Genomic DNA, 23,179 nt, shown 5'->3' with positions numbered 1-23,179 from the left:
GCGGGTCAGCCTTCGAATTAACCAATGCCTGCGGCCTGAATGGGCACCGCCCCTAACGGGCAACATCCAGCTCTGCGTACACCTGAGCCGCAGTCGTGACTTGCCGGAAATGATGCTTCCACAAATCGGTGCCAAGCCGCCCTGTCCTATCCAATGACGAGCCGACCGTCAGGTCTGTCAGCAAGGTGGGCGTGAGCCCGGCATCGAACAATGCAAAGCCCGCAGCAAGCACGCAGGTTTCGGTTTGGATGCCGCACACCAACACCCGGTCGACCTGAAGGCGCTTGATGTAGTCGATGGTTTCGGGCGTCTGCGCATAGCCATGCTTGACGAAAACCCTCTCCGCATCCACCAGGCTCTGGTCTTCGATCGCCGGGTGCCAACCCAGTTGCCGTTCAAAGGGAGTGACCTGCTCGTCGTGAAGTTCGATCGAAGCGATCGTCGGCACCCTCGCGGCAAGCGCGCGAATATCGTCTAACAGCCACTGCGGAGGATTGAAGGTGGATTGGACGTCGACGACAAGCAATATCTGTCGCATGGGGGCTCCCTGCCTGATACCAAGGGGGAACTATACCGCCCGAAGACGGCTAGATCCGTGAGCAAAGAAGCGTTGTGCCAGCCGGGCCGCCGGCAGTGACGACCCCGGCATCGCACACGACATCAAAGCCTGTACGTCTAGTTCGACCTTTCCCCCGCGACAACCTCCGCGGCAAGATCAGACAGCGATTTCGCGCCCAAGTGGTGCAGCAAGGCGTGCTCCCCCGCGCGCAGGGAATCCGCCACCAGTTGGTTCGCCGCCCGTTCGACGGGGCACGCCGGATTGTCGTCAGCGGGCCCGATGGTGAAGACGGTGCCAGGGGCAATGGCTTCGTGGACATCGCGCGCGGTGATGGTCTCCAGCCCCCGGGCCAATACCCATCCGCCGTTGCGCCCGCCGGTCGACGTCACCATGCCGGCGCTGCGCAGTGCTGCCATAGTTCGGCGCACCACAACCTCGTTCGTATGCAGCATCTGGGCCAGCGTCCCAGACGTTGTCGTGCCACCGCGCAAATGCATGTGGATCAAGACATGCAGCAATCGGGCAAGGCGAGTGTCATTGGCCATGTAATTGAATTACCGTAACTTTAACTGTTACGGTATTATAGCTGCACCGGATACTTCCCTGTGAGCTTCCCAGATGATCGACCTTGAAACGCGCGATGTCACCGTCAACGGCATCACGCTCCATGTCGCCACCCAGGGCGAAGGCCCTCTCGTCCTGCTGTGCCACGGCTTTCCCGAGACCTCCTATGCCTGGCGCCATCAACTCCCTGCCCTGGCCCAGGCAGGGTTCCGCGCGGTAGCCCCGGATTTGCGCGGTTACGGCGCCAGCGATAGCCCGGCGGATGTGGCGGCGTTCACGACGCTGGATGTCATCGGCGACCTGATCGCGCTTATCGACAACGAGGGGGCCGATAGCGCCGTAATCGTTGGAGGCGATTGGGGCGCCAATATTGCGTGGCAGGCGGCCCAACTGCGGCCGGACCGTTTTCGGGCCGTCGTCGCCCTGGGCGTTCCGATGATGCGCAGAGCGCCGATCGCGCCCAGCCGCCTGTTCCCGAAAACCGAGTCCGCCGCGTTCTACACGCACTACTTCAACGAGCCGGGCATCGCCGAACAGGAATTCGAGCGCGACGTCGGCGCGACATTGCGCGCCATCTACTTCGCGGCTTCAGGCGACGCCGGACCGCGTGACGACCCCGGCACACCCAATCCTTTTGGCATGGTGGCCAAGGGGCAAGGCCTGCTGGATGCGCTGCCCGCTCCCCGGACGTTGCCGGCCTGGCTCACACCGTCGGACCTGGATGTCTTTGTCCGAAGTTTCACAACCAGCGGCTTTCGTGGCGGACTCAACTATTACCGGAATCTGGACCGCAATTGGGCGCTGCAAGCGGCTCTGGACGGAAAGCAAGTAGAAGTGCCCGCCCTTTATCTCGTCGGGGAACGGGACACCGGCCTGGCGATTCCCGGCATGGATCAGATCATCAAAGCCATGCCCGCCCTGGTTCCGCAATTGCGCGCCGCCGAAGTCATTCCCGGAGCGGGGCATTGGCTGCAACAAGAGGCGCCCGAGGCCGTCAACCGCGCGCTCGTCGATTTCCTGAAGAGCCTGCAACATGGACAGCCGCTGGCGCATGGACTGTAATCGTGGCTAATCCTTGACTCCTCCAGGAGGTTCCAATGATTGACCACACCGGTATCGGCGTGGCCGATGTCGCGCGCTCCGCCGTGTTTTACGACTCGGTATTGGGAGCCCTTGGCCTTCGGCGCGTCATGCAGATTCCCAGCGACGACGGAAGCGATGCCATCGGCTATGGCATCGAGTATCCAGTTTTCTGGATCGACAAGTTTCATCCTCATAGCGTGCGCCAGCACACTGCCTTCGCGGCGAAGAACCGCGCCGACGTCGACGCTTTCCATGCAGCCGCCCTGAAAGCGGACGGAACCGATAACGGTGCGCCCGGGCTGCGCGACATATCCGACGGCTATCCGCCAGGCTACTATGCCGCGTTTGTACTGGATCCCGACGGCAACAACATGGAAGCGGTCTTCCGTGGCGGCTGAAGCCGCTCGGCTGCAAGCTGCAAGTTGCAGCCGATAGCCCACGCACTTGGACATTCGACGCTGCGTTCAGGAGAAAAAGACCAATGGGAATGGAATACAAGATCAAGTTCACCGTCCCGGCCAACTACGATCCCTCGCTGTTTGCCAAGAAGCTGCCAAGCCCGATCGACCTGCCGTCAAGCGCGGAAATCTACAGTTATTCGCTTGAGCAGGACGGGTTCTACTTCGTGGACCACCTCGTGGACCGGCCGATTGCCTCAATGGCGCTTCGGATAGTCATTGATGAAGCGCTGAGCCACGCTGCGCATATTGAAGTCTTCGAACCCGGAGAACTCCCGCGCCAGTTGTTCGCCGAAGACCGTCTCGACGCCTGGTTCGACGGTTCCGCCATATGTGTCGTTGCAACGGGCACGCACGGCGACCCGCTGGATTTGGGCGAAGCCGAGGTCCGGGCGCTTATCGCCAAGCTTCAGCGCTGCCTCGCCCAATCCCAAGCAGCGGATCAATAAATCGTGGATCGCGCAGTCGCGACTTGCCCCGCAGCAAACCTGCGCGCAGTCGGCGGCATGCCACTTGCTGCTGGACAGAGCGGCGCGTGAGGTCCCAGTGCGCCGCGGGTCATCTCCAAGGGGCCATCAACCAGGAGCAACCATGGCGACACTTAAAGATCTGAACGTGGCGATTCTTGCAACCGACGGCTTCGAACAGGTGGAGTTGACCGGTCCGCGCCACAGCCTTCAGGCGGAAGGCGCGCGCACAGTGCTGATTTCGGCGCGTACCGATCCCATATTGGGGATGCACCACGACAAGCCGGGCGATCGCTTCCCGGTGGATCTGACGTTTCTGCAAGCGGCAACAGAGCCGAACGTATTCGACGCGCTGCTGCTGCCGGGCGGCGTGGTCAATGCGGACGAGATCCGCATGCAGCCCAAGGCGCAGGAGTTCGTGCGGGCGATGTTCGATGCCGGCAAGCCCGTGGCCGTCATCTGCCACGGCGCGTGGCTACTGATCTCAGCCGGCGTGGTGAAGGGGCGAAAGATGACTAGCTGGCCTTCACTGCAGGACGACCTGCGCAACGCCGGCGCGGAATGGGTCGACGAGGAGGTCGTCGTTGACGGCAAGCTGGTCTCCAGTCGAAAACCGGACGATATTCCCGCCTTCAATCGGGCATTCATCGAAGTTCTGCAGGCAGCGCGTCGCTGACGCCTGCCTGGTGTTGGACGGTGCGGGCAAGTCCCGGGCCGTCCCTACCCGGACGCGACCATTTCCGACAGGGGCGCCGGGCGGTAGGGAATTCCCCCTTACTCGCGGTGCCGTTCCCCCGTCCGCTCCGAGAAACGGATGAGGTAGCCATCGGGGTCCTGCACCAAAAACTCGCGGACCCCGATTTCCACGTCGCCGCTTCGATACCATTTCTGTTCGGGCTCCTGGAACAAGGGCCTGCCCGCTGCGGCTAAATCCGCCAGCAGCGAATCGCTTGATGACACTTTTATTTCGAAATTCACGCCCCGGCCCAGCGGCGGGTTCAGCGGGCCCGTTATCCAGTAACCCTCTCCCCGTACTTCAACCAGCATCACCTGCGCGCCGTCCAGGTCCAGATAATAGAACCCCTCTTCCTCGCGGCTATACATAATCGAAAACCCACAAATCCCGACCCAGAATTTCAGACTGACCGAAATGTCGGTAACAAGCAGCTCAGGGACGAGTTGCGCGCGTTGATGTTCCACGGGCCGATCTCCATATCATTATTAGAATCGCGGGAAATCATACACAGGGTGAGCGATCATCGTGAGGGCGGTGGGATGGGGCCTCAACCGCCCCCCGCAACGCCCCTTCCCCCCGGGACCGGCCCCGTATACGAACGGCGCTACAATTCTCGGCGGTTTTTGCCCTTGGGCCTCCGCTCAGGAGAGACACCGCAGCCCGCGTCGCGCCTGCCCTGCCTCCCTCTGATTCTTCATGGCAGTAATCCGGCCAGGCCGGATGCATTCCGCTTTTCGCGATCGAGGATTTCATGTCTCGGCAGTTGTTGGCTCTTGTCCTGGGGCCGCTTCTTGGCTTGTTCGTTGTCTGCATCGGCAACGCCTTCATTTCTTCCCTGACCACCCTTCGACTGGATGCCGCCGGCGAGTCCGCCACCGTCATCGGCTGGATTTCGTCGTCGTATTTCATTGGCCTGACGCTGGGCGCGATCTTCAACGACCGGCTGATCGTGCGCATCGGCCATATCCGTGCCTACAGCAGTTTTGCGTCGCTGATCGCGGTGACGGTGCTGCTGCAGGGCCTGATCTTCGGCGCCGGGCCGTGGTTCGTGTTGCGGCTGATCAACGGCTGGGCAAGCGTCGGCGTCTTCCTGGTGGTGGAAAGCTGGCTGCTGCTGGCCGGCGATCCGAAAATGCGCGGGCGCCTGCTGGCGTTCTACATGATCTCTCTGTACGGCTCCGGCATGCTAGGCCAGGTCCAGCTTGGCGCCCTCACCCAGCTGGGCGACATGGCGCCCTTCATGGTGGCGGGGCTGCTGGCCTCCCTGTCGGTCATGCCGATGGTGATCATTCCGCGCATCTCGCCCCTGGTGGAACGCGTCGAACCATTGATGCCGCAGCATCTGATCCGCATGACGCCCACCGGAGTCATGGGCTGCTTCGGGTCGGGGGTGGCCATTGCGGCGGTCTACACCTTGCTGCCGCTGTACCTGCAGCGCATCGGCCTGGACGTGGCCGAAGTGGGCAAAATGATGGGCGCCGTGATCCTGGGCGCCATGGTGCTGCAGTATCCCGTTGGCCGCTGGTCCGACCTGCGCGACCGCCAGGTGGTGCTGATTGCCCTGGCGGTTTTCTGCACGGTGTTGAGCCTGTTGATCCTCCTGCTGCCCGCCGGTTCGCCGCTGCTGATCGTCTTGCTGTTCCTGTTGGGCGGCGGCGTGTTCGCCATCTATCCGGTGGCGGTCAGCCACGCCGCGGACCGTGCGCCCGCGGATGCCCTGGTGCGGATGATCCAGGGCTTGTTGCTGATCAATTCGCTGGGGTCGGCGCTCAGCCCGCTGGCGATTTCGCAGGTGATGGCGAAGTACGGCGCAGCCGGGCTGTTCTGGTGTTTCGCCGTGCTGAACGTGAGCCTGATGGCGTTCTTCATGTGGCGCCGCCGCGAACGCCCTGCCCCGTCACCCGTCGCGCCCTTTGCCGCGGCCGCCCAGATGTCGCCGGCCGGCGTCGAGCTGCGCGTCACCGAGGATCTGGTCCAGGGCGCCCTGGACCATGAGATGACCGAAGACCTGACCAATGTGGTTCCCGGCATGGATGCGGCGGAACCCGTGCTGTCGGCGGCGCAGGAAACGCCGCCCGTATCGGGCGGCGGTTGACCCGTCCATCCGGCGGGGACGCCGATCCCCGCCGTAGCCTTACGCGATTTCTGGCGGATCCAGATAGATCGGCTGGGCGGACGCCAGGCTGCCCTTCACTTGACGCGTGAAATCATCGACCAGCACTTCTTCCTGGCCGGCTTCGATTCCCGCCAGGGCCGCCTCGGCCACCACGGCGGGGCCGGTCTTTTTCATGTCGAAGCCGTGCGTCATGTCGGTATCCATGAAACTGACATGCAGCCCCAACACGGCGGTTTGCTGGCTGCGCAGTTCAATGCGCAGCGCATTGGTAAAGCTCCATGCGGCGGATTTCGATGCCGAATACGCGGCAAGCATCGGCCGCGCAAACCAGGTGGCATCGGACAGCACATTGATGATCGCGCCGCCGCCGTGGCGGGCCAGCACCGGGGCGAAGGCCTGGCTGACCAGGATCGTTCCGTAATAGTTGGTGTCGAAGATCTCGCGGCTAAGGTCCACCATCGACGCGTCCAGCACGCTGCTGTTCAGGCGGGCGATGCCGGCGTTGTTCACCAGCAGCGTCGTGTCGCCACATTGCGCTGCCGCTTGCGCGATCGATGCCGGGTCGGTCACATCCAGCTTGACCTGAACGATGCCCGGTGTCTGGCTCTTGCCCGGCGCCCTGACGCCGGCATACACCTTTCGGGCGCCGCGTTTGAGTGCCGCCTGCGCAAACGCCAGGCCCAGACCGCGATTCGCGCCGGTGACGAATACCACCGAATCCTTGATGTCCATGCTCAGGCCCCCTGATAGCGCGTGGCGGCGGTCTGCTTGGACAGGTTCGGAATGAGCTTCTGGCGCGCCGCCTCGTAGGCATCCCAATCCGCCACGTCCGGCAGCGCAGGAATGGTGACCAGTTCGCCTTGGTCGAAGCCGGCCAAGGCCGCATCCACCATGTCTTCGGCCCGCATCACGATGCCGGCGGGCAGGTGCTCCAGGGGCACGCCCGCGGTCTCCCAGAATTCGGTGGCGGTGGCGCCCGGGGCGACGGCCTGGATGCGGATGTTTTTGTCCGCCAATTCATGCTTGAGTGATTGGCTGAACGCCAGCACGAATGCCTTGCTGCCCCCGTACACGCCGTTGAGCACTTCCGGGTTGATCGCGACGATGGACGCGATGTTGATGACCGCGCCGCCGCCGCGCGCCACCATGCCGGGCACCGCGGCATACGTCAGCCGCGTCAACGCCGTCACGTTCAGGTGGATCATGTCGGTCATCTTGCCGACGTCTGCTGTCAACAGCGGGGCGCTGGCGCCAAGCCCCGCGTTGTTTACCAGCAGGGTGATGCTGGCGTCGGTTCGCAGTACCTCTTCTACCCGCGCCAGGTCCGCCCAGTCGCTCAGGTCGGCAGCGACGACTTCGATGCTGCGGCCGGTCTCATCGGCCAGACGGCTTGCCAATGCATCCAGGCGCTGGCGGTTGCGCGCCACCAGGATCAGGTTGTAACCACGACGGGCAAGACGCTGTGCATAGACGGCGCCGATGCCGGAAGACGCGCCCGTGACCAATGCGGTGCCGGGGGAAGATTGGAGGGACATGGTTTGCTCCTTGGGACTCTTGAAACGCCGGAAGTGGCGTCGATGCAGGAAGAATAGGGAATTCCTGCTTTGTCCTAAAGGTCATATATGCCACTTTTTAGGACAGCGCTATGATGGCGGGAGTCCATTTGCGCGGAGACTGCCATGCAACGCATTGGTTTTGTCGTATTCCCCGATTTCCAGGTAATGGGCTTTGCCGCCCTGACCGCCTTCGAGATCGCCAACGTGATTTCGGGCCAAGCCTATTACCGCATTCAACTGCTGTCCGAGCACGGCGGCCCCATCCGGGCGTCGGCCGGCTTTACCGTCGAGACGACCGCCATCGGCAGGAAGTCCTTCGACACCGTGGTCATCGGCGCCGGCATGGAGCCCTATCCGGCCTCAACGGGCATCCTGGATTTCGTGCGCCGCTCCGTGCGCACGGCCCGCCGTGTGGCCGCGCCCTGTATCGGCGCCTTCACGCTGGCCGAGGCCGGCGTGCTGGATGGCCGCCGGGCCACCACGCACTGGGCCTTTGCGCGAGAGCTGCAAGCCCGCTTTCCCCAGCTGAAGGTCGAAGAAGATCGCATCTTCATCATCGATGGCCCCGTGTGGACGTCGGCCGGGATGAGCGCCGGCATTGATCTGGCGCTGGCCATGGTGGAGAAAGACCTGGGTCCGGAGATCGCGCGCGACACGGCGCGCAAGCTGGTCGTTTATCACCGCCGCGCAGGCGGCCAGTCGCAGTTTTCCGCTTTGCTGGAACTGGAACCGAAATCAGACCGCATTCAAAAGGCGCTGGACTTCGCCAAGCAGAATCTGCGCCGCGACCTGACCGTGGAAGACATGGCCCGCGCCGCCAATCTCAGTGCCCGCCAATTCAGCCGCGCCTTCCGCGCCGAAACCGGGCAGTCTCCCGCCAAAGCCGTCGAGAACCTGCGTGTGGAAGCGGCTCGGGTATTGATGGAGCAAGGCCGCCTGTCGATGGATACGATCGCCGACGAAACCGGATTTGCGGATCGCGAACGCATGCGTCGCGCCTTTCTGCGTTCGTTCGGCCAGCCGCCTCAAGCCATGCGACGCCAGGCGAGGATGACGGGCTGATTAACCGCAGATGTAACAGGGTAGAAATACCTGCAATATCGTGAAGCCTGGACAATAAACAGGCCTCGTATACTCGCCTCCGCACCGAATATCTTGCCGGCCTTCAACGTCAGTTAATGGCGGCCTGCGCCAGAAGATCGATCGTTCTATACAGAAATAAACAATCAAAACGCTTTTATAGAAATTCGACAGGACGTTTCCTAACTCATGAGAACCCTTCTGAAGGTCAGCCCGAGTATGCGCCAATGGTGCGTCCGCACCGCCATGGCCGGTCTGCTTGCCTCCACCTTCGCGGTATTCGCCGCGCCTGCGCTGGCCGCCGACGACAGCGCGCCCGTCATACCGCGATCCACGGCTGCCGCCGTGACGCCTCCCGACGCGGCCACGGTGATGTACTTCATCTACCAGATCGACGGCAAGGGCGAGACGACGTATGAAGTGGCGAACGGCAGCATCGCCACCTACTGGTTTGGCCATGCCTTCGAATCCGAAGGCAAGCACTACTACACCGGGTTTGTTTGGGAAACGGCGGAACGTTACGGCAAGCCGGGTGAAGACCAGGTCGGCCCCGAGACTCGGGTCAATCTTGCGGAATCCACCTTCGTATTGAACGATCCGGCCTCGGAACGCCCCTGGAAATTCCGCGGCTTGGAGCACACCATTGGCGAATTCGGCGCGTATGAAAGAGCGCCGGACGTCGACACCCGGCGCAAGCCGATCGAGCACCGCACGCCCGCAGGCAAGCTGTTGCTGGCCGTGCCGGACACCAGCTTCGAAAACGGCATCACGAGCGACGGCTATTCCCTTCTGGTATTCGACCCCGAACGGTTGAAGCAAGACTCCGACAACAAGGTCTGGACTTACGTGGGCAACGTCCTGACAGGCGAAGACAACAGCGCCGCCTGCGCGGACGGCGAAGTCATGCCGTGTACCAGCAGCACCGGCGAATTGGTGTTCTCCGCGGACGGCACCAACGACATGCCGCGCGTGACCGTCAAACCCAGTGGCACCACCATCTCGGGGCCGAACAAGACCCGCCAGTTGGGCGCCGCCGACGTCACGAATTACTCGTACGACGCCAAGACCAAACAGTACGTCAGCCGCTGACGCACAGCCGTAACACACCGTCGCTACGCACGTAGTGGCCTTCACTGCCCCCACGCCATGAACCAGTTCCTGCTTGCCTTGATCGTGCTGCTTGCGGCGGCAAGCGTCGTCTATCGATACGTACGCCGCCACCCTCACGACACAGGCCGCGCCATTGCCCGGGATGTGCTTGCCGGCGTCGCGGTCTATGGGCTGATCGGCCCGCTGATCGGCTTGCTGGTCGTGACGTTCACGATTTCGCTGCCGGCCACCCTGTTCAGCCTGGACGGCGTGCGTACGGCCTATCTATTCGGCGCGATGCCCGCCGTGCTGTGCGGCGTGACGGCCGGCGCTTTCAAAGCGGCGCGCACGTCGTGGCGCACGCCGGCATGGATATGCGCCGCCGGCGCGTTGTACGGGTTTCTTTTCATCCTGTCGGTCTTCGGCGCGCATCGCCTGGGCTACGTCATCGACGCCGCGAAGGCGGGCGCCCTGCCCGGTCTGGCTGCGGCAATCGTGTGCACGCTACTGTTCTACGGCAGGCCGCGGCAGGCGATCGGACCTGCCGCGCAAGGACAATGACAATCCGCTGAAACCTCGCTGGGACAGCGCTTTCGCGCCGTCCGCTTAAAGGTGTTATTAAGCCTGCATGACTACAATTTCCGAATCGCATTCCCGATTCACCCGTCATGCCGTTGCAGCAGTTTTCATCGATACATCCCGACCGCGGCGGCATCCGTATCGCACCGCCCGATCCGCGCCAAGCCCCCTTGGCGTTGCAAGCCATCCAGCGCTTTCTGTCGGAACTGGGGCTTGGCGATACGGCAAACTGTTCGGGCGTAGCCGGCGCCGCGCCGGGCGCGCAAGCGTGGCTTAATGCCGCCTTCGCCGCGGCCTGCATGCCGGAGCACGACACCACGCGCGTCGCGCACGCATTGAACCTGTGCACGCACGCAAGCGACATCGACCTGGACCGCGAGATCGTGTTGGCGATGCTGGCCAGCCCGGTGGCGTTCTCGTTTCCCACCATCGCGGAACTGGAATCGGCGGTACGCATCCGCCGCTATATCGTCCAGGCCGCTCGCAAGACCGCATTGGCCTTCGATACCGAACACGCCGAACGGCCGTCCGACTACTGGACCTATGATGAGGCGCGCGGCTTTACCGTGTTGCCGGGAAAGTCGCTGATCGAAGGCCTGCGCAAGGCCACGCAGCCCGAGGCCTCGGGCCAGTTGTATGCCTTCTCGTGCTACCGGGCCACGGAATATGTGACGGTGCTTGGCATTGCGCAGGAACTGCAGCAGGCCAATCCCGAACTGGGCCGTCGCCTGCAACGCCAATGGGAAGCCCGCGCCGTCATGTCCGGCCGCTTTCACGAAGCCTTCCTGCACGAATACGGTTCGCTTGCCGATCCCCTGCCCCATCGCTTTTACGTGCCGGGCGACCGGCTGTGGTTCCGCAACCCAGATGCCGCCTCGTCGGACGTCGAGGGGTACGAGGGGTCATGGGTGTTCTATCTGGGGAATGGCGAGTTCAATAATTTCTGGGAACGCGGCAACCCGTTCACGCTGACCACCAAATGCGTGGAGATCTTCCATTGGCGTCATGGGTTGAGCACGGACGCGGCCGGCAAGCTCTGCATCGACGAAGGCATCGTCAAGGAACGCGCCAGGCAGACCCTGGCGGATCCCGAAGCCACGGCAGACGTCCTGGCGCGCATGACGCGGATCCGCGATCCGCAAGGCGTCTATGAACAAGGCGGCTGCATCGACGCGACGCGCGAACGGGTACGCTGGGTGCGCCCGGGCCATGCCGACATCGCACTGCCCGAGTACCCGACGCCGCTGCCCTTGTGGTCGATCGCGGCCTGATCCCGCCCGGCCCCTTCAGGCACCGGGGCAATAGGCGACCCAGCCCTTGAACGTGAAGCCGGCGTAGAACAGTTCTACGGATTCGAAGCCGGCTTCGTGCAGCAACGCGACGTCTTCTTCAGGCGTCAACAGGGGGAGCCGGGTGCTGATGGCTTCACTGGCGTTCCTGGCGTTGGCCGCCGGAATACCCGAGGCCGCCCCGAACGCCGCATACCGGTCCAGCCAGCGCTTTTTCTCGCGCGCCGTCTGCGGAAAGCTATGGTGCGCCACCACCAGCGGCGCCCCCGGTTTCAAGCGGCGGCGCAATTCCTTGAGCGTGTGCAGCCGTTCGTCCGCGGCCAGGAAATGCAGCGTCAACAGGCACGTCGCGGCATCGAACGGGCCCGTGGGCGCCGCATCGACATATCCCTCAAGCAGATCGACACGCCCGGCCTGCGGTCCCAACGTCGCCTGCGCCAGCGCCAGCATCTGCGCGGAAGGATCCACGCCGACGAAACGCCATCCCGCGTGGGCGTCAGCGAATACTTTCAGCTCCAAGCCGCCTCCGGCGCCCAGCACCAGGACGCGGCCATCATCCGGGACGGCTTCTGCCAGCAGCAGCGCCGCCATCTGCTGAAGCGCAAGAAAGCCCGGGACCTGCTTGACGGGGCCTTCGGCGTAACGGGCGACCGCCTGGGGATCGGAGAATGAGGTCATCGACGCGGCTATCCGGAAGCGAAACCGTCGATGCTATCGCATACGGATGGATGGCAGGATGAATTCGAATTTCAGGCGGCGGGTGGCAAGCATTACCGCCGCAAGCACGGCAATGCCGGAAAGAATGCCCGACAGCCGTAGCAGCGCGGGCATCGGATCGTTTGCCCACTGGTGGTCCTGCACGAACACCATGATGAACGCGATGGTGAACTGGCGGCCGACATAGCTGGCGCCCTGCGGGCCAGACTGCACATGGCATCCTGTCCAGACGCCCAACGACAGCACCAGCATGGACAGTACGGCCTGCCCCTGCGTCACCGGCAGCAACGCCATTCCCAGGGCACCGGCCAACAAGCAGCCGATCACGCGTTGCACCATTTTTTCGATGATGGGCTGGCGCGTCCCATCCACCAGTTTGCCGGCCGGCAGCATCAGCACGGCAATCGCCGTCACCAGTGATTGCGCGAAGCCAGGCATGTCCAAAAAGTACGTGGCCGCAGCCAGCAAGACAATGGCCAGGGCGGCCTGCATGCCCAGCACCAGCCGGTTGCGCCGCAACGATTCGGCCGACGGCGCCGGGATTGCCGCGGGCGGCGTCGCGCCCTCGCCCCCGCCGAATGCCGTTGCCGATGCGGCGGGCGGACGGATCCGCCGATACCAGCGCGGCCCGAAATGGAACACGCAGGCCACCACCACGCAAGCCAGCGTGCCGATCACGACTTCGGCCGCCCGCAAGGCGGCGAACACGGCCGTCGCTTCCAGAGAATTCAGCACGTGCGCTTCGTAGGTCACCATCAGCGCCGTCACCCCGCCCAGCATCCAGGCGTAAGGTGCCTTGGACCCGTTGGCGTGGTACGCCGCCACGCCGCCGATCACGCCGAGCGCCGGCACGAACAGCCAGGGGCGATCACCGATCAACGGACCCGCGATGGCGCCCAGCGCCGCGCCCATCAAAGTGCCGATCACGCGATGCGCGGCGCGCTCCACCGACCCCGCGAAACTGGTCTGCATCACGGCAAAGCCGCTGATGGCGGCCCACCAGGTATAGGAAAGATGCAAGGCGTTCGCCAAGGCGACGGCAAGCGCGACCGACAGCACCGCTTCGGCGCTGAAAATCGCGCGGTCCCGTGACGGCTTCCAGGCGGCCAGTTCACGCATCAACGCGGAAACGGCCGCCCGGCAGGTGCGTAGCAGCGTGCTGGCCAGGTTCATCGTATTCATCCTAGCGCCCGGCCATCCCCCCGGGCAAGCACGGCGTCAATCGGCCAACCCGGCCACCCTGACCTTCAGGCGCGGGACGGCAAAATCCAGGAAGGCGCGAAGTTTCAGCGGCAGGATGCCTTGGCCGGTATGCACGAGGTTGATGGGCCACGGCGTCGGCTCGAACGGGACAAGCACGATCCGCAGCGAGCCCGCACGCAACGCGTCGGCCATCTGATAGGACACCACGCGCGTGATCCCCACGCCCGCGACCGCCGCATCGACGGCCGCCTCAGCGGTACTGACGGCGAGCCTCGACCGCACGGGCACCGCAAGCTCGGACTTGCCGGACGCGAAGTGCCAAACTTGCCGCGATGCCATCTGTTCAAACGTGATGCAGGCGTGGTTTACCAGTTCGCGCGGGTGCGACGGCGTACCGTGTTCGGCCAGATAGGCGGGGCTTGCGCACACCACACGTCGCACCCAGCCGAGCGGCGCCGCGATGAAACTGCTGTCTGGCAAGTCGGCGATACGCAATGCCGCATCGACGTGTTCTTCAATCAACGCCACCACGCGGTCGGTCAGCATCATGCGCACATCGATATCGGGATATGTCATGAGGAAATCCGCGACCACGGGCAACAGATGCAGGCGGCCGAACACGATCGGCGCGGTCAGGACAAGCTCGCCTTTGGGCGCGGCGTACTCGCCCGAGGCCGCGCGCTCGGCTTCCCCCACGGCTTCCAGGATCTGCCGGCAGGCAGCGACATAGGCCTGGCCCGCTTCGGTCAGAGATAGTTGCCGGGTGGAACGATGCAGCAAGCGCGTGCTCAGGTGCGCCTCCAGGTCCGCAACCTTTCGGCTGACGGTTGCCAGCGGCATCTTAAGGTGGCGCGCCGCCGCCGAGAAGCTGCCTGCTTGCACGACCGTCACCAGAATGGACATGGATTCAAGACGATCCGCCATATTCTCAATTTCTGAAAATAATATTCCCAATAATATTGGATTATCTATTTGAATGAAAACCCATAAGCTCTGCCTCTTCAAGAAGCCGGAGTACCCGTCGTGTCCACGCTGTCAAACTCGAACCCGCAATCTTTGCCAGGCCCTGCGTCCATCAGGAACCTGCCCGTCAATTTGTTCGCTTCGGTAATGGGCCTCGCTGGCCTGTCCCTCGCATGGCGCCAGGCCAGCCAGGAATTCGGCGTGAGCGTGGCAATATCGGAAGCCGCGGGCGTTGTCGCGCTGGCCGTCTTCGCCGTCCTTGCCGCGGGCTATCTTGCCAAGGCCATCCTGCACCCGGACGCGGTCCTGGGCGAATACCGCCACCCTGTAGCCGGTAATTTCTTCGGCACGATCACCATCGCCATCCTGTTGCTATCGTCGGTTATCGCACCGTTCAGTGCGCCATTGTCCCAAGCGGTCTGGACGCTGGGCTCGGCCTTGACCGCCGCACTCAGTTTCGTGATCGCCGCCCGGCTGTTGAAGGGCAAGATAGACGCCGCGCATGCCGTCCCCGCTTGGTTCATCCCGGGCGTGGCCACTCTGGACATCGCCGTCACAGGCGGCACGATGCCGATGCCATGGGCGCACGAAATCAACGTGTTCGCCCTCGCGGTTGGCACGATGATCGCCCTGCTGTTCTTCACCATGATCATGTCCCGCATGATTCACCATGAACCGCTGCCTGCCGGCATGGTCCCGTCGCTGTTGATCCTGATGGCGCCGTTCGCGGTCGGCTTTCTTGCCTACACCAGCTTTACGCAGCGCGTCGACGCGTTCGCCGGACTGCTGTTCTATTTCGGGCTGTTCATCTTCCTGGCCCTGGCGCCGAAGGTGTTCCGCCGCGGCATGCCGTTCGCCTCCGGCTGGTGGGCGATCAGTTTCCCCATTGCGGCGTTGGCCTGCGCGGCGCTGAAATACGCGGCATACGTACAGGCCTGGCCCATCAAGGCCATCGCCCTCCTGTTGCTGGCCTTGCTGAGTCTCGCAATCGTGGTGCTGTTCATCAAGACGCTGCACATTCTTTTCAACGGCCGGCTGCTGGCCGCCTGAAGCGAGTCCCGATGCCTACCTGCGCCCCCGGCCAAGCCCCGCCCCCGTCTCTGCCAGACCTGTTGTCGGCAAACCTGGCAGTCGTCTTTTGCGGCATCAATCCGGGCTTGCGCGCCGCTGCAACGGGCCATCATTTCGACGGGACCGGCAACCGCTTCTGGCGAGTCCTGCATCTGGCCGGGTTCACCGCCGCGCAAATCCATCCGGCCGACGATCGGGACCTGCTCGCCTACGGCTGCGGGCTGACGACGGCGGTTGGCCGGCCCACGGCGCGGGCCGACCATTTATCGCGGCAAGAGCTGATCGATTCGGCCTTGGCGCTGCGGCAAAAGATCGAACACTATCGCCCCGCCCACGTCGCGTTCCTGGGCAAAGCCGCTTACGCGGCCATTACCGAACAGCGCGACGTCCTGTGGGGCCGTCAGGTCGAGCGGTTTGGTGGCGCCCGCGCCTGGGTGTTGCCAAACCCCAGTGGCTTGAACCGGTCGTTCAGCGTGGACGATCTGGTTCTGGCTTACCGGGAACTGTTCGACGCTATGTAGCCAACCCGGCAGCCAACGCCAATGCGTGCTGCAGGAACGCAGACTGGTCATCCTTGCGGTAGCTGACGATGACTGGCGACACGAAGGCGTCGCCTTCGATCCGCACGTGGGCCACATCCTGCCGTTGCAAGCGCTGCACCGAAGCCGGCACCACCGACACGCCCAGACCCGCCGCCACCAGCCCGATCGCGGTCTGCAATTCGTTGGCCTCCTGGACGACCTGCAACGCGTAGCCCGCGGCGCGGAACAGCCCCAGCACATGGTCCGCGAAGTTCGGCCGTGGCCGCGCGGGGTACAGCACGAACGGCTCTTGCGCCAAGCGCTCCACCGATACGCTGCCCATCGCCGCCAACGGATGATGCAGCGGCACGGCGGCCATCAGCGGTTCAGTCATCAACACACGGCGTTCGATCGCCGGATCATCCAGCAGGATCCGGCCGATGCCCAGATCAATGCGCCCTGCTTTCAACGCTTCCAGTTGCGGCAGCGTCGTCATCTCCGTCAGGCCCACTTCCACTTGGGGATCGGCGCTGCGCAGTTGGCGGATCAGTTCCGGCACGAAGCCATACAGGGTCGACGGCACAAAGCCGATGCCAAACCAGCGCCGCTGCGTTTGGCCCAGGCGGCGCGTACCTTCCAGTACTTCCTCCAGGCGGGCGGTCAACAGCCGCGATTGCTCCAGCAGGAAGCGCCCGGCTTCGGTCAGCCGCAAGGCACGGGTGGTGCGTTCGAACAGCTGCACGCCCAATTCTTCCTCGAACTGGCGGATCTGACGGCTTAGCGGCGGCTGGGCGATGTGCAGCCGGGCGGCGGCACGCGTGAAGCTGCCCTCTTCCGCCACGGCCTGGAAGTAGCGCAGGTGTCTGAGCTGCATGGCTATTTAGACTACATAGGTATGAATAGAAACCCATATAGTCTTGGACTCAAGGTGAAAGCGCAAGCCATACTGGTGCCATCGCTTAATTTCTGGCAATAAAAGTATGAATCCGGCAAGCATTCTCTCGGTTGAAGCCATTCTGGTGGATCTGCCCACCATCCGCGCCCATCAACTGGCCATGGCGGTCATGCAGCGGCAAACGCTCGTGATCGTGCGCCTGACGTGCAGCGACGGCATCGAAGGCATCGGCGAAGCCACCACCATTGGCGGCCTGTCTTACGGCGAAGAAAGCCCCGAGGGCATCAAGCTGGCAATCGATACCTATCTGGCCCCGGCTTTGGCCGGCCTGGACGCCACCAACATCCACGCGGCCATGCAGCGCCTGGAAAAAGTGGCCCGCGGCAACCGCTTCGCCAAGTCCGCGCTGGAAACCGCGCTGTTGGACGCCCAGGGCAAGCGGCTGAACGTGCCGGTGTCGACTTTATTGGGCGGCGCCGTGCGCACCCGCATGCCGGTGCTGTGGACCCTGGCCAGCGGCGACACCGCCCGCGATATCGAGGAAGCCGAATCGCTGCTGCAAAGCCGCCGCCACAACACGTTCAAGCTGAAAGTGGGCCGCCGCGCCGTGTCGGAAGACGTGGCGCACGTGTCGCGCATCAAGCAGGCGCTGGGCGACCGCGCCCGTGTGACGGTGGACGTGAACCAGGCCTGGAACGAGGCCGATGCCGCCGGCGCCATCGCGCGTCTGGAAGCGGCCGGCGTGGACCTGATCGAACAGCCCATTCCGCGTGCCAACCTGGCGGGCATGGCCCGGCTGGCCGCCCGCTTCGTCGTGCCGATCATGGCGGACGAAGCCGTGAATGGCCCCGAAGACGCGCTGGACATCGCGCGCCAAGGCGCGGCCGACGTGCTGGCGCTGAAGATCGCCAAGTCGGGGGGCCTGTATGAGATGCTGCGCACCGCCGCGGTGGGCGATGCCGCCGGCATGTCGCTGTATGGCGGCACGATGCTGGAAGGCTCGGTGGGGTCGATCGCGTCGGCGCACGGCTTTGCCTGCCTGCCGCGCCTGTCGTGGGGCACCGAGCTATTCGGCCCGCTGCTGCTGAAGGACGACATCGTCGCCAACCCACCGCGCTATGCCGATTTTGAACTGGAACTACCCGCCGGCCCCGGCCTGGGGCTGACGCTGGACGAAGACAAACTGAATTTCTACCGGCGGGACCGCTGACGGCCCGCAGGGACGCAAACCACGACACCCGGCCGCGCCCGCCTTGAAGGGCGCACCCACAATAATTCAAGCATCACGGAGACAACCATGCGCATGCGCCATGTATTCAAACCCTTTGCCCGCGCCATGCTGGCCCTGTCGCTCTTGGGCGGCGCATCCGCCGCGCTGGCCGACAGCTACCCTGACCGCCCGGTCAAATGGGTCGTGCCCTTCCCGCCCGGAGGCGCCATGGACAGCATCGCCCGCACGTTGGGCGAATCCATGGGCAAGCAGCTGAACACGTCCTTCATCGTCGAGAACCGCGCTGGCGCGGGTGGCAACATCGGCGCGGCCACCGTCGCACGCTCCAAACCCGACGGCTACACGATCCTGATCGTGGCCAACGGCATGGCCGTCAACCCCGCGCTGTACGCCGACCTGAACTACGACCCCATCAAGGACTTCACGCCGATCTCGCTGCTGGCCGTTGTGCCCAATGTGCTCGTCACCAATCCGGCCCGCACCGGCGCGACCAGCGTGCAAGACGTGATCGCCAAGGCAAAAGCACAGCCCAACCACTACACCTACGCCTCGGCCGGCGTGGGCACGTCGATCCACCTGGCGGGCGAACTCTTCGTATCAATGACGGGCGTCGACATGCTGCACGTGCCCTACAAGGGCAGCGGCCCGGCCGTGGCCGACCTGCTGGGCGGCCAGGTGGACTACATGTTCGACAGCATCACGTCGGCCAAGCCGCATGTGGCCAGCGGCAAGCTGCGCGCGCTGGCCGTCACCACCACCAAGCGCTCCGCCGCCCTGCCTGACGTGCCCACCCTGCAGGAAGCCGGCGTGCCGGGCTATGAGTTGATGCCCTGGTTCGCGGCGTTCGCCCCCGCCGGCACGTCGCCGGAAGTGGTTGCCAAGCTGAACGAAGCCATGCGCAATGCGCTGGCTGAACCGAAGGTGAAGGCAACGCTGGATTCGATCGGCGCCGAGTCGATCGGAAGCAGCCCGGACGCGCTGCGCGACCATCTGGCCAAAGAAACCCAACAGTGGAAGACCTTGGTCAAGGAACGCAACATCAAGATCAACTGAGGCACCGGGGCGGGCAAGTCCGCCCCGACTCCTCAGGCCGGCGCAAGCGTTGCCGACGCATCCAGCAGATGATCGACAATGGCCAGTATCTGTTCGGCCGCTTGCCCGATATGCCGCTCGAGCGCGGCCTCGGCCTTTTCCGCCTGGCCTTGGCGGCTTAGCGCGATCAATTCCTTGTGCTCGTCGTGGGCCTGCTGGCGGATGGGCGCATTGACGATCTGGAAGCGGAAGTAGCGTTCGGATTTCTCGTGCAGCGCGCGGACCATGCCTAGCGCCGCCGGCCGTTGCGCGGAACGGTACAGCAGTTCGTGCAGCTGCCAGTTCAGGCGCCCCCACTGCTCGGGCGCCGCTGAATCCATCTGCGTCACCACTTGCTCGGCGCGGTCCAGATCGCTGTCGTCATGCTGATGCACGGCCAGGCGGAACAACCAGGGTTCCAGCCGCATGCGGATATCGAAAAACTCCTGGACTTCCGTGCGCGACAGCATCGATACATAGGCCCCGCGGTGCGGAATCATGTCGATCAGCCCTTCGGCGCTGAGCTGGCGGATGGCCTCGCGCACCGGCAGCCGGCTCACGCCCAGCTCTTCCGCGAACAGCTCCTGGCGCAGCGCCGAACCGGGCGGGATGAGGCCGGAGAGGATGCGGTCGCGCAATTCATCCACGACCAGATCGACGGCGGTCTTGCGGACAAGCCGGCCGGCGGGTCCAGTCTGGGGACGGGGCGAAGAAACGGAAAGCGGCGAATTCTGAGACACGTAAAACCTGCCTGGTTGGGCCGCTCGACAGACGCCGAGCGGCATGGAAATACCGGCACCGGGCCCGTTGTGCCCAGGAAAACCCCGAGAGACAGCCGGTACCCGCAGCCCTTTTAATACGAGTATATTGGATCCATGATCCAGTTGGTACCGCCCGTCCCCGGGCGTGGCGGTTCGAGGCCAGTCGCCTCGTTTTTTTGGCCTTTTCTTTTTGGATCCAATATCCAATAACCAATATCCGCCTGAGCACCGACAGGCGGCCACGTATCAGGAGCCGCAGCATGAGCATTCAATGGAAAGGCGTTTTTCCCGCCGTCACCACCAAACTGAACCCCGATTTCTCGTTGGACCTGGACGCGTTGCGCCAAGGCCTGGAGCGGCTGATCGCCAATGGCGTGGGCGGGGTCGTCATGATGGGCATGGTGGGTGAGAACGCCCAGTTGTCGCCGGACGAGAAACTGACGGTCTTGCGTACGGCCGTGGAAACCGTGCGCGGACGCGTGCCGGTCATCTCGGGCGTGGCCGAAACCGGCACGGCGCGTGCCGCGGCGTTCGCCCAGGAAGCCGCGAAGATCGGCGTGAATGGCTTGATGGTGTTCCCCGGCCTGACCTACAAGTCGGACAACCGCGAAACGGTCGCCTTCTACCGCACGGTGGCAGAGGCCACTGCCCTGCCCATCCTGCTGTACAACAACCCGCGCGGCTACGGCGTCGACCTGACGCCGGACGTGGTGGCCGAATTGCTGGAAGCGCCGACCATCGTCGCCATCAAGGAAGAGTCCTACGACACGACCCGCGTAACCGATCTGATCACCCGTTTCGGCGATCGCCTGGCGGTAGTGTGCGGAGTGGACGACCTGATTCTGGAAAGCGCTGCGCTGGGCGTGACCGCCTGGGTGTCGGGCATGGCCAACGCCGTTCCCAAGGCCTCGGTCGATTTGCTGCGCCTGGCGGCCGAGGGCGATTTTGTGCGCGCCCGCAAGCTGTACGCGGCGCTGACCCCGCTGTTCCACCTGGATACGGTGGTCAAGCTGGTGCAGCACATCAAGCTGGCCGAGCACCTGATTACCGGCAGCGCCGAAACCGTCAAGCCGCCGCGCCTGGACCTGGCCGGCGCTGAACGCGAACGCACCATTGCCATCACCAAACAGACGCTTGCGGACCTGTCCGCCCTGGGTTACTGATCACTGATTCCGGAACCGCCACCATGCGACTCATCCGCCTGCCCGCGCTGGTCATCAGCGCCCTGATTGCCCAGTCTGCCGCCCACGCCGCGGACTATCCAACCCGCTCCATGGAACTGGTGGTCGCCTACCAGCCTGGCGGCGGTAGCGACAACACCGCCCGCGCCATCGCCGAAGCGGTGCGCCCCCCGCTGCTGGCGCAGCCCACGGTGGTGATCAACAAGCCCGGCGCAAGCGGCTCCATCGGCTGGGCGTACGTGGCCAACGCGCAGCCCGACGGCTACAAGCTGGTCCTGATGACCCCGGAAATGCTGGTGGTTCCGCTGATGGGCATCGGCAAAACGACGGTCAACGACTTCCAGCCGATCGCGCGCTTCACCGACGACCCGTCTTCGGTGACGGTGCGCGCCGATGCGCCGTGGAAGACGGTGGAAGAGTTCCTGGAATACGCGAAGAAGAATCCGGAGCGGGTGGCGGTGTCCAACGCCGGGATCGGCACCGTTCCGCACATGGCGGCCGCCGCGCTGGGCGAACAGACCGGCGTGAAGTTCGTGCACGTGCCCTATCAAGGGTCGGCGCCCGCCATCATGGGCCTGCTGTCGGGCGACGTGCAGGCCACCACGGTCGCCTACGCCGAATTGCAGCAGCACGTCGACACTGGCAAGCTGCGCACGCTTGCCGTGATGGCGCCGCAACGGCTGGAAAACCTGCCCGCCGTGCCCACCATGAAGGAACGCGGCGCCGACCTGCAATTCAGCGTATGGCGCGGCATTGGCCTGCCCAAGTCCGCCCCGGCGGACGCGGTGGCGAAATGGCGCGCCGCCGCCAGCCAGGTGGCGCAATCCAAGGAGTTCCAGACGCTGATGCGCAAGCAGAACCTGACGCCCTCCTATGCCGACCAGCCGCAGTTCGCCGCCGATGTGGCGCGCCAGGAGCAGGCCTTCAATACGCTGGTGCCCAAGTTGAACCTGAAACCGTAAGTCCAGCCGAGCCCCAAGCGCGTCACTCCACCGTTGCGCCGGATGTCTTCACGACTTCGGCCCAACGGGGGATCTCGGTGGCCATCAAGGCGCGCAACTCGTCCGGCGTGCTGCCCACGAGTTCCATGCCCATGGTCTTGCCCAGCTTCTCCTGCACGTCGGGTTCCTTCAGGATGACCGCGATTTCCTGCGCCAGCTTGTCCAGGATCGGCTTGGGCGTGCCCTTGGGCGCGTAGACGGCCTGCCAGGACGCCATCTGGAAGCCCGGCACGCCGGCCTCCTGCATGGTCGGAACCTCGGGCGCCAGCGAAATGCGATCCTTGGTGGTGACGGCCAACAGCTTGAGCTTGCCCGTCTGCAGCAGCGGCAAGGCGGCCGTCATCTGATCGAACATGAACGTCACGGCGCCAGACGACACGTCCACCATCGCCGGCGGCGTGCCCTTGTACGGCACGTGCGTCAGCGGCACGCCGATCATGCTGGAAAAAAGTTCACCCGCCAGGTGCGTCGAGGTGCCCGCGCCCGAGGACGCAAACGTACGCTTGTTCGGGTCGCGCTTGAGCAAGGCGATCAGATCGGCAACCGAGTTCACGCCCAGGTTGGGATCCACCAGCAGCACGTTGGGCAGGTAGGCGATCAGCGACACTGGCTCAAAGTCCTTCACCGGGTCGTACTTCAGGTTCTTGTACAGGCTGGCATTGATGGCGTGCGTGCTGATGGTGCCGCCGAACAGCGTGTAGCCGTCGGGCGGCGCCTTGGCCACATAGGTCGCGCCGATGCCGCCGGCCGCGCCAGGCTTGTTTTCGACGATGACGTTCTGGTGCAGGCGGTCGCCCAGCTTCTGGGCCAGCACGCGCCCCACCACGTCGGTCGAACCGCCGACCGTGAACGGCACCACATAGGAAATCGGCTTCTGGGCGGGCCAGTCGGCGGCGCTGGCCGACATGGCCAGCGTGCTTAGGACGGCGCCAGCCAGCAGCGCGCCCAACGCGCTGCGTCGTTGAGATTTCATGTTGTCTCCTGCCTT

At 64.2% G+C, this 23,179-nt stretch carries 26 protein-coding genes; 15 read left to right on the top strand and 11 right to left on the bottom strand.

Annotation, left to right across the window (positions count from 1 at the left end; translation table 11 throughout):
* Positions 1 to 52: 52 nt before the first annotated feature.
* Positions 53 to 538, bottom strand: a complete 486-nt coding sequence (locus tag AC27VE_RS05680) for an isochorismatase family protein (RefSeq protein WP_488703268.1) — start codon at positions 536 to 538, stop codon at positions 53 to 55.
* A gap of 137 nt (positions 539 to 675) precedes the next feature.
* Positions 676 to 1,104 (bottom strand): RrF2 family transcriptional regulator, encoded by a 429-nt coding sequence (locus tag AC27VE_RS05675; protein ID WP_488703267.1) that lies wholly within the window; start codon positions 1,102 to 1,104, stop codon positions 676 to 678.
* A 73-nt stretch (positions 1,105 to 1,177) separates the two neighbouring features.
* Here AC27VE_RS05675 and AC27VE_RS05670 point away from each other — a divergent pair, with 73 nt between their 5' ends.
* From AC27VE_RS05670 to AC27VE_RS05655, 4 genes are all read left to right on the top strand, one after another.
* Entirely contained in the window at positions 1,178 to 2,185 is a 1,008-nt protein-coding gene (locus AC27VE_RS05670) for an alpha/beta fold hydrolase (RefSeq protein ID WP_488703266.1), read from the top strand.
* A 35-nt stretch (positions 2,186 to 2,220) separates the two neighbouring features.
* Positions 2,221 to 2,604, top strand: coding sequence for a VOC family protein (locus AC27VE_RS05665; protein ID WP_488703265.1), 384 nt, complete (start codon positions 2,221 to 2,223; stop codon positions 2,602 to 2,604).
* An 89-nt stretch (positions 2,605 to 2,693) separates the two neighbouring features.
* Positions 2,694 to 3,113, top strand: a complete 420-nt coding sequence (locus AC27VE_RS05660) for a hypothetical protein (RefSeq protein ID WP_488703264.1) — start codon at positions 2,694 to 2,696, stop codon at positions 3,111 to 3,113.
* 142 nt (positions 3,114 to 3,255) lie between these two features.
* A complete protein-coding gene (locus AC27VE_RS05655; RefSeq protein WP_427958526.1) occupies positions 3,256 to 3,807 on the top strand; it encodes a type 1 glutamine amidotransferase domain-containing protein in 552 nt (183 codons plus the stop codon).
* Between the two features lie 98 nt (positions 3,808 to 3,905).
* On the opposite strand, the gene AC27VE_RS05650 is transcribed toward AC27VE_RS05655, so the two are convergent.
* Positions 3,906 to 4,331: a bleomycin resistance protein gene (locus tag AC27VE_RS05650; protein ID WP_488703263.1), complete on the bottom strand. Its 426-nt coding sequence runs from the start codon at positions 4,329 to 4,331 to the stop codon at positions 3,906 to 3,908.
* 287 nt (positions 4,332 to 4,618) lie between these two features.
* Here AC27VE_RS05650 and AC27VE_RS05645 point away from each other — a divergent pair, with 287 nt between their 5' ends.
* Entirely contained in the window at positions 4,619 to 5,962 is a 1,344-nt protein-coding gene (locus tag AC27VE_RS05645; RefSeq protein WP_035212552.1) for an MFS transporter, read from the top strand.
* Between the two features lie 39 nt (positions 5,963 to 6,001).
* Here AC27VE_RS05645 and AC27VE_RS05640 read toward each other — a convergent pair whose 3' ends face one another.
* Positions 6,002 to 6,715 carry an SDR family oxidoreductase gene (locus AC27VE_RS05640; protein ID WP_488703262.1) on the bottom strand — a complete coding sequence of 238 codons (714 nt, stop codon included), beginning with the start codon at positions 6,713 to 6,715 and terminating at the stop codon, positions 6,002 to 6,004.
* Positions 6,716 to 6,717: 2 nt separating this feature from the next.
* Positions 6,718 to 7,518 (bottom strand): SDR family NAD(P)-dependent oxidoreductase, encoded by an 801-nt coding sequence (locus tag AC27VE_RS05635; protein WP_488703261.1) that lies wholly within the window; start codon positions 7,516 to 7,518, stop codon positions 6,718 to 6,720.
* 144 nt (positions 7,519 to 7,662) lie between these two features.
* On the opposite strand from AC27VE_RS05635, the gene AC27VE_RS05630 reads away from it, so the two are divergent.
* From AC27VE_RS05630 to AC27VE_RS05615, 4 genes are all read left to right on the top strand, one after another.
* On the top strand, positions 7,663 to 8,601 hold the full coding sequence (locus AC27VE_RS05630; RefSeq protein ID WP_488703260.1) for a GlxA family transcriptional regulator: 939 nt from the start codon (positions 7,663 to 7,665) through the stop codon (positions 8,599 to 8,601).
* Positions 8,602 to 8,808: 207 nt separating this feature from the next.
* A complete protein-coding gene (locus AC27VE_RS05625; protein ID WP_488703259.1) occupies positions 8,809 to 9,708 on the top strand; it encodes a hypothetical protein in 900 nt (299 codons plus the stop codon).
* 57 nt (positions 9,709 to 9,765) lie between these two features.
* On the top strand, positions 9,766 to 10,269 hold the full coding sequence (locus AC27VE_RS05620; RefSeq protein WP_488703258.1) for a hypothetical protein: 504 nt from the start codon (positions 9,766 to 9,768) through the stop codon (positions 10,267 to 10,269).
* Between the two features lie 107 nt (positions 10,270 to 10,376).
* Complete coding sequence (locus AC27VE_RS05615) at positions 10,377 to 11,558, top strand: hypothetical protein (protein ID WP_488703257.1); 1,182 nt, start codon at positions 10,377 to 10,379, stop codon at positions 11,556 to 11,558.
* Positions 11,559 to 11,573: 15 nt separating this feature from the next.
* Here the strand turns inward: AC27VE_RS05615 and AC27VE_RS05610 are convergent, their stop codons facing one another.
* Genes AC27VE_RS05610 through AC27VE_RS05600 form a run of 3 tightly spaced genes read right to left on the bottom strand, consistent with a single transcriptional unit; the run spans position 11,574 to position 14,420 of the window.
* On the bottom strand, positions 11,574 to 12,254 hold the full coding sequence (locus tag AC27VE_RS05610; RefSeq protein ID WP_488703256.1) for a class I SAM-dependent methyltransferase: 681 nt from the start codon (positions 12,252 to 12,254) through the stop codon (positions 11,574 to 11,576).
* 33 nt (positions 12,255 to 12,287) lie between these two features.
* Positions 12,288 to 13,475 (bottom strand): FUSC family protein, encoded by a 1,188-nt coding sequence (locus tag AC27VE_RS05605; protein ID WP_488703255.1) that lies wholly within the window; start codon positions 13,473 to 13,475, stop codon positions 12,288 to 12,290.
* A 36-nt stretch (positions 13,476 to 13,511) separates the two neighbouring features.
* Complete coding sequence (locus tag AC27VE_RS05600) at positions 13,512 to 14,420, bottom strand: LysR family transcriptional regulator (protein WP_488703254.1); 909 nt, start codon at positions 14,418 to 14,420, stop codon at positions 13,512 to 13,514.
* Between the two features lie 99 nt (positions 14,421 to 14,519).
* Between AC27VE_RS05600 and AC27VE_RS05595 the strand changes: the two genes are divergently transcribed.
* Together AC27VE_RS05595 and mug are read left to right on the top strand one after the other, a co-directional pair.
* Positions 14,520 to 15,509 carry an SLAC1 anion channel family protein gene (locus AC27VE_RS05595; RefSeq protein ID WP_488703253.1) on the top strand — a complete coding sequence of 330 codons (990 nt, stop codon included), beginning with the start codon at positions 14,520 to 14,522 and terminating at the stop codon, positions 15,507 to 15,509.
* 11 nt (positions 15,510 to 15,520) lie between these two features.
* Positions 15,521 to 16,051, top strand: coding sequence for a G/U mismatch-specific DNA glycosylase (gene mug / locus AC27VE_RS05590; RefSeq protein WP_488703252.1), 531 nt, complete (start codon positions 15,521 to 15,523; stop codon positions 16,049 to 16,051).
* On the opposite strand, the gene AC27VE_RS05585 is transcribed toward mug, so the two are convergent.
* Positions 16,044 to 16,925, bottom strand: a complete 882-nt coding sequence (locus AC27VE_RS05585; RefSeq protein WP_488703251.1) for a LysR family transcriptional regulator — start codon at positions 16,923 to 16,925, stop codon at positions 16,044 to 16,046. The two genes, mug and AC27VE_RS05585, sit on opposite strands and share 8 nt — an antisense overlap.
* A gap of 106 nt (positions 16,926 to 17,031) precedes the next feature.
* Here AC27VE_RS05585 and AC27VE_RS05580 point away from each other — a divergent pair, with 106 nt between their 5' ends.
* Positions 17,032 to 18,156 carry a muconate/chloromuconate family cycloisomerase gene (locus AC27VE_RS05580; protein ID WP_315130623.1) on the top strand — a complete coding sequence of 375 codons (1,125 nt, stop codon included), beginning with the start codon at positions 17,032 to 17,034 and terminating at the stop codon, positions 18,154 to 18,156.
* Between the two features lie 87 nt (positions 18,157 to 18,243).
* Positions 18,244 to 19,230, top strand: coding sequence for a Bug family tripartite tricarboxylate transporter substrate binding protein (locus AC27VE_RS05575; RefSeq protein ID WP_488703250.1), 987 nt, complete (start codon positions 18,244 to 18,246; stop codon positions 19,228 to 19,230).
* 32 nt (positions 19,231 to 19,262) lie between these two features.
* On the opposite strand, the gene AC27VE_RS05570 is transcribed toward AC27VE_RS05575, so the two are convergent.
* Positions 19,263 to 19,988 (bottom strand): GntR family transcriptional regulator, encoded by a 726-nt coding sequence (locus tag AC27VE_RS05570; RefSeq protein ID WP_488703249.1) that lies wholly within the window; start codon positions 19,986 to 19,988, stop codon positions 19,263 to 19,265.
* 281 nt (positions 19,989 to 20,269) lie between these two features.
* Here AC27VE_RS05570 and AC27VE_RS05565 point away from each other — a divergent pair, with 281 nt between their 5' ends.
* Both AC27VE_RS05565 and AC27VE_RS05560 read left to right on the top strand, forming a co-directional pair.
* Positions 20,270 to 21,172, top strand: a complete 903-nt coding sequence (locus tag AC27VE_RS05565; protein WP_427960130.1) for a dihydrodipicolinate synthase family protein — start codon at positions 20,270 to 20,272, stop codon at positions 21,170 to 21,172.
* Between the two features lie 23 nt (positions 21,173 to 21,195).
* A complete protein-coding gene (locus AC27VE_RS05560) occupies positions 21,196 to 22,152 on the top strand; it encodes a Bug family tripartite tricarboxylate transporter substrate binding protein (RefSeq protein WP_427960127.1) in 957 nt (318 codons plus the stop codon).
* A gap of 22 nt (positions 22,153 to 22,174) precedes the next feature.
* On the opposite strand, the gene AC27VE_RS05555 is transcribed toward AC27VE_RS05560, so the two are convergent.
* On the bottom strand, positions 22,175 to 23,164 hold the full coding sequence (locus tag AC27VE_RS05555; protein ID WP_488703248.1) for a Bug family tripartite tricarboxylate transporter substrate binding protein: 990 nt from the start codon (positions 23,162 to 23,164) through the stop codon (positions 22,175 to 22,177).
* Positions 23,165 to 23,179: the final 15 nt, after the last annotated feature.

This window comes from Achromobacter sp. 18P8.1.1, assembly GCF_057799415.1.
The sequence above is the reverse complement of the archived record's forward strand: the minus strand, read 5'-3'. Positions and strand labels throughout refer to the sequence as shown.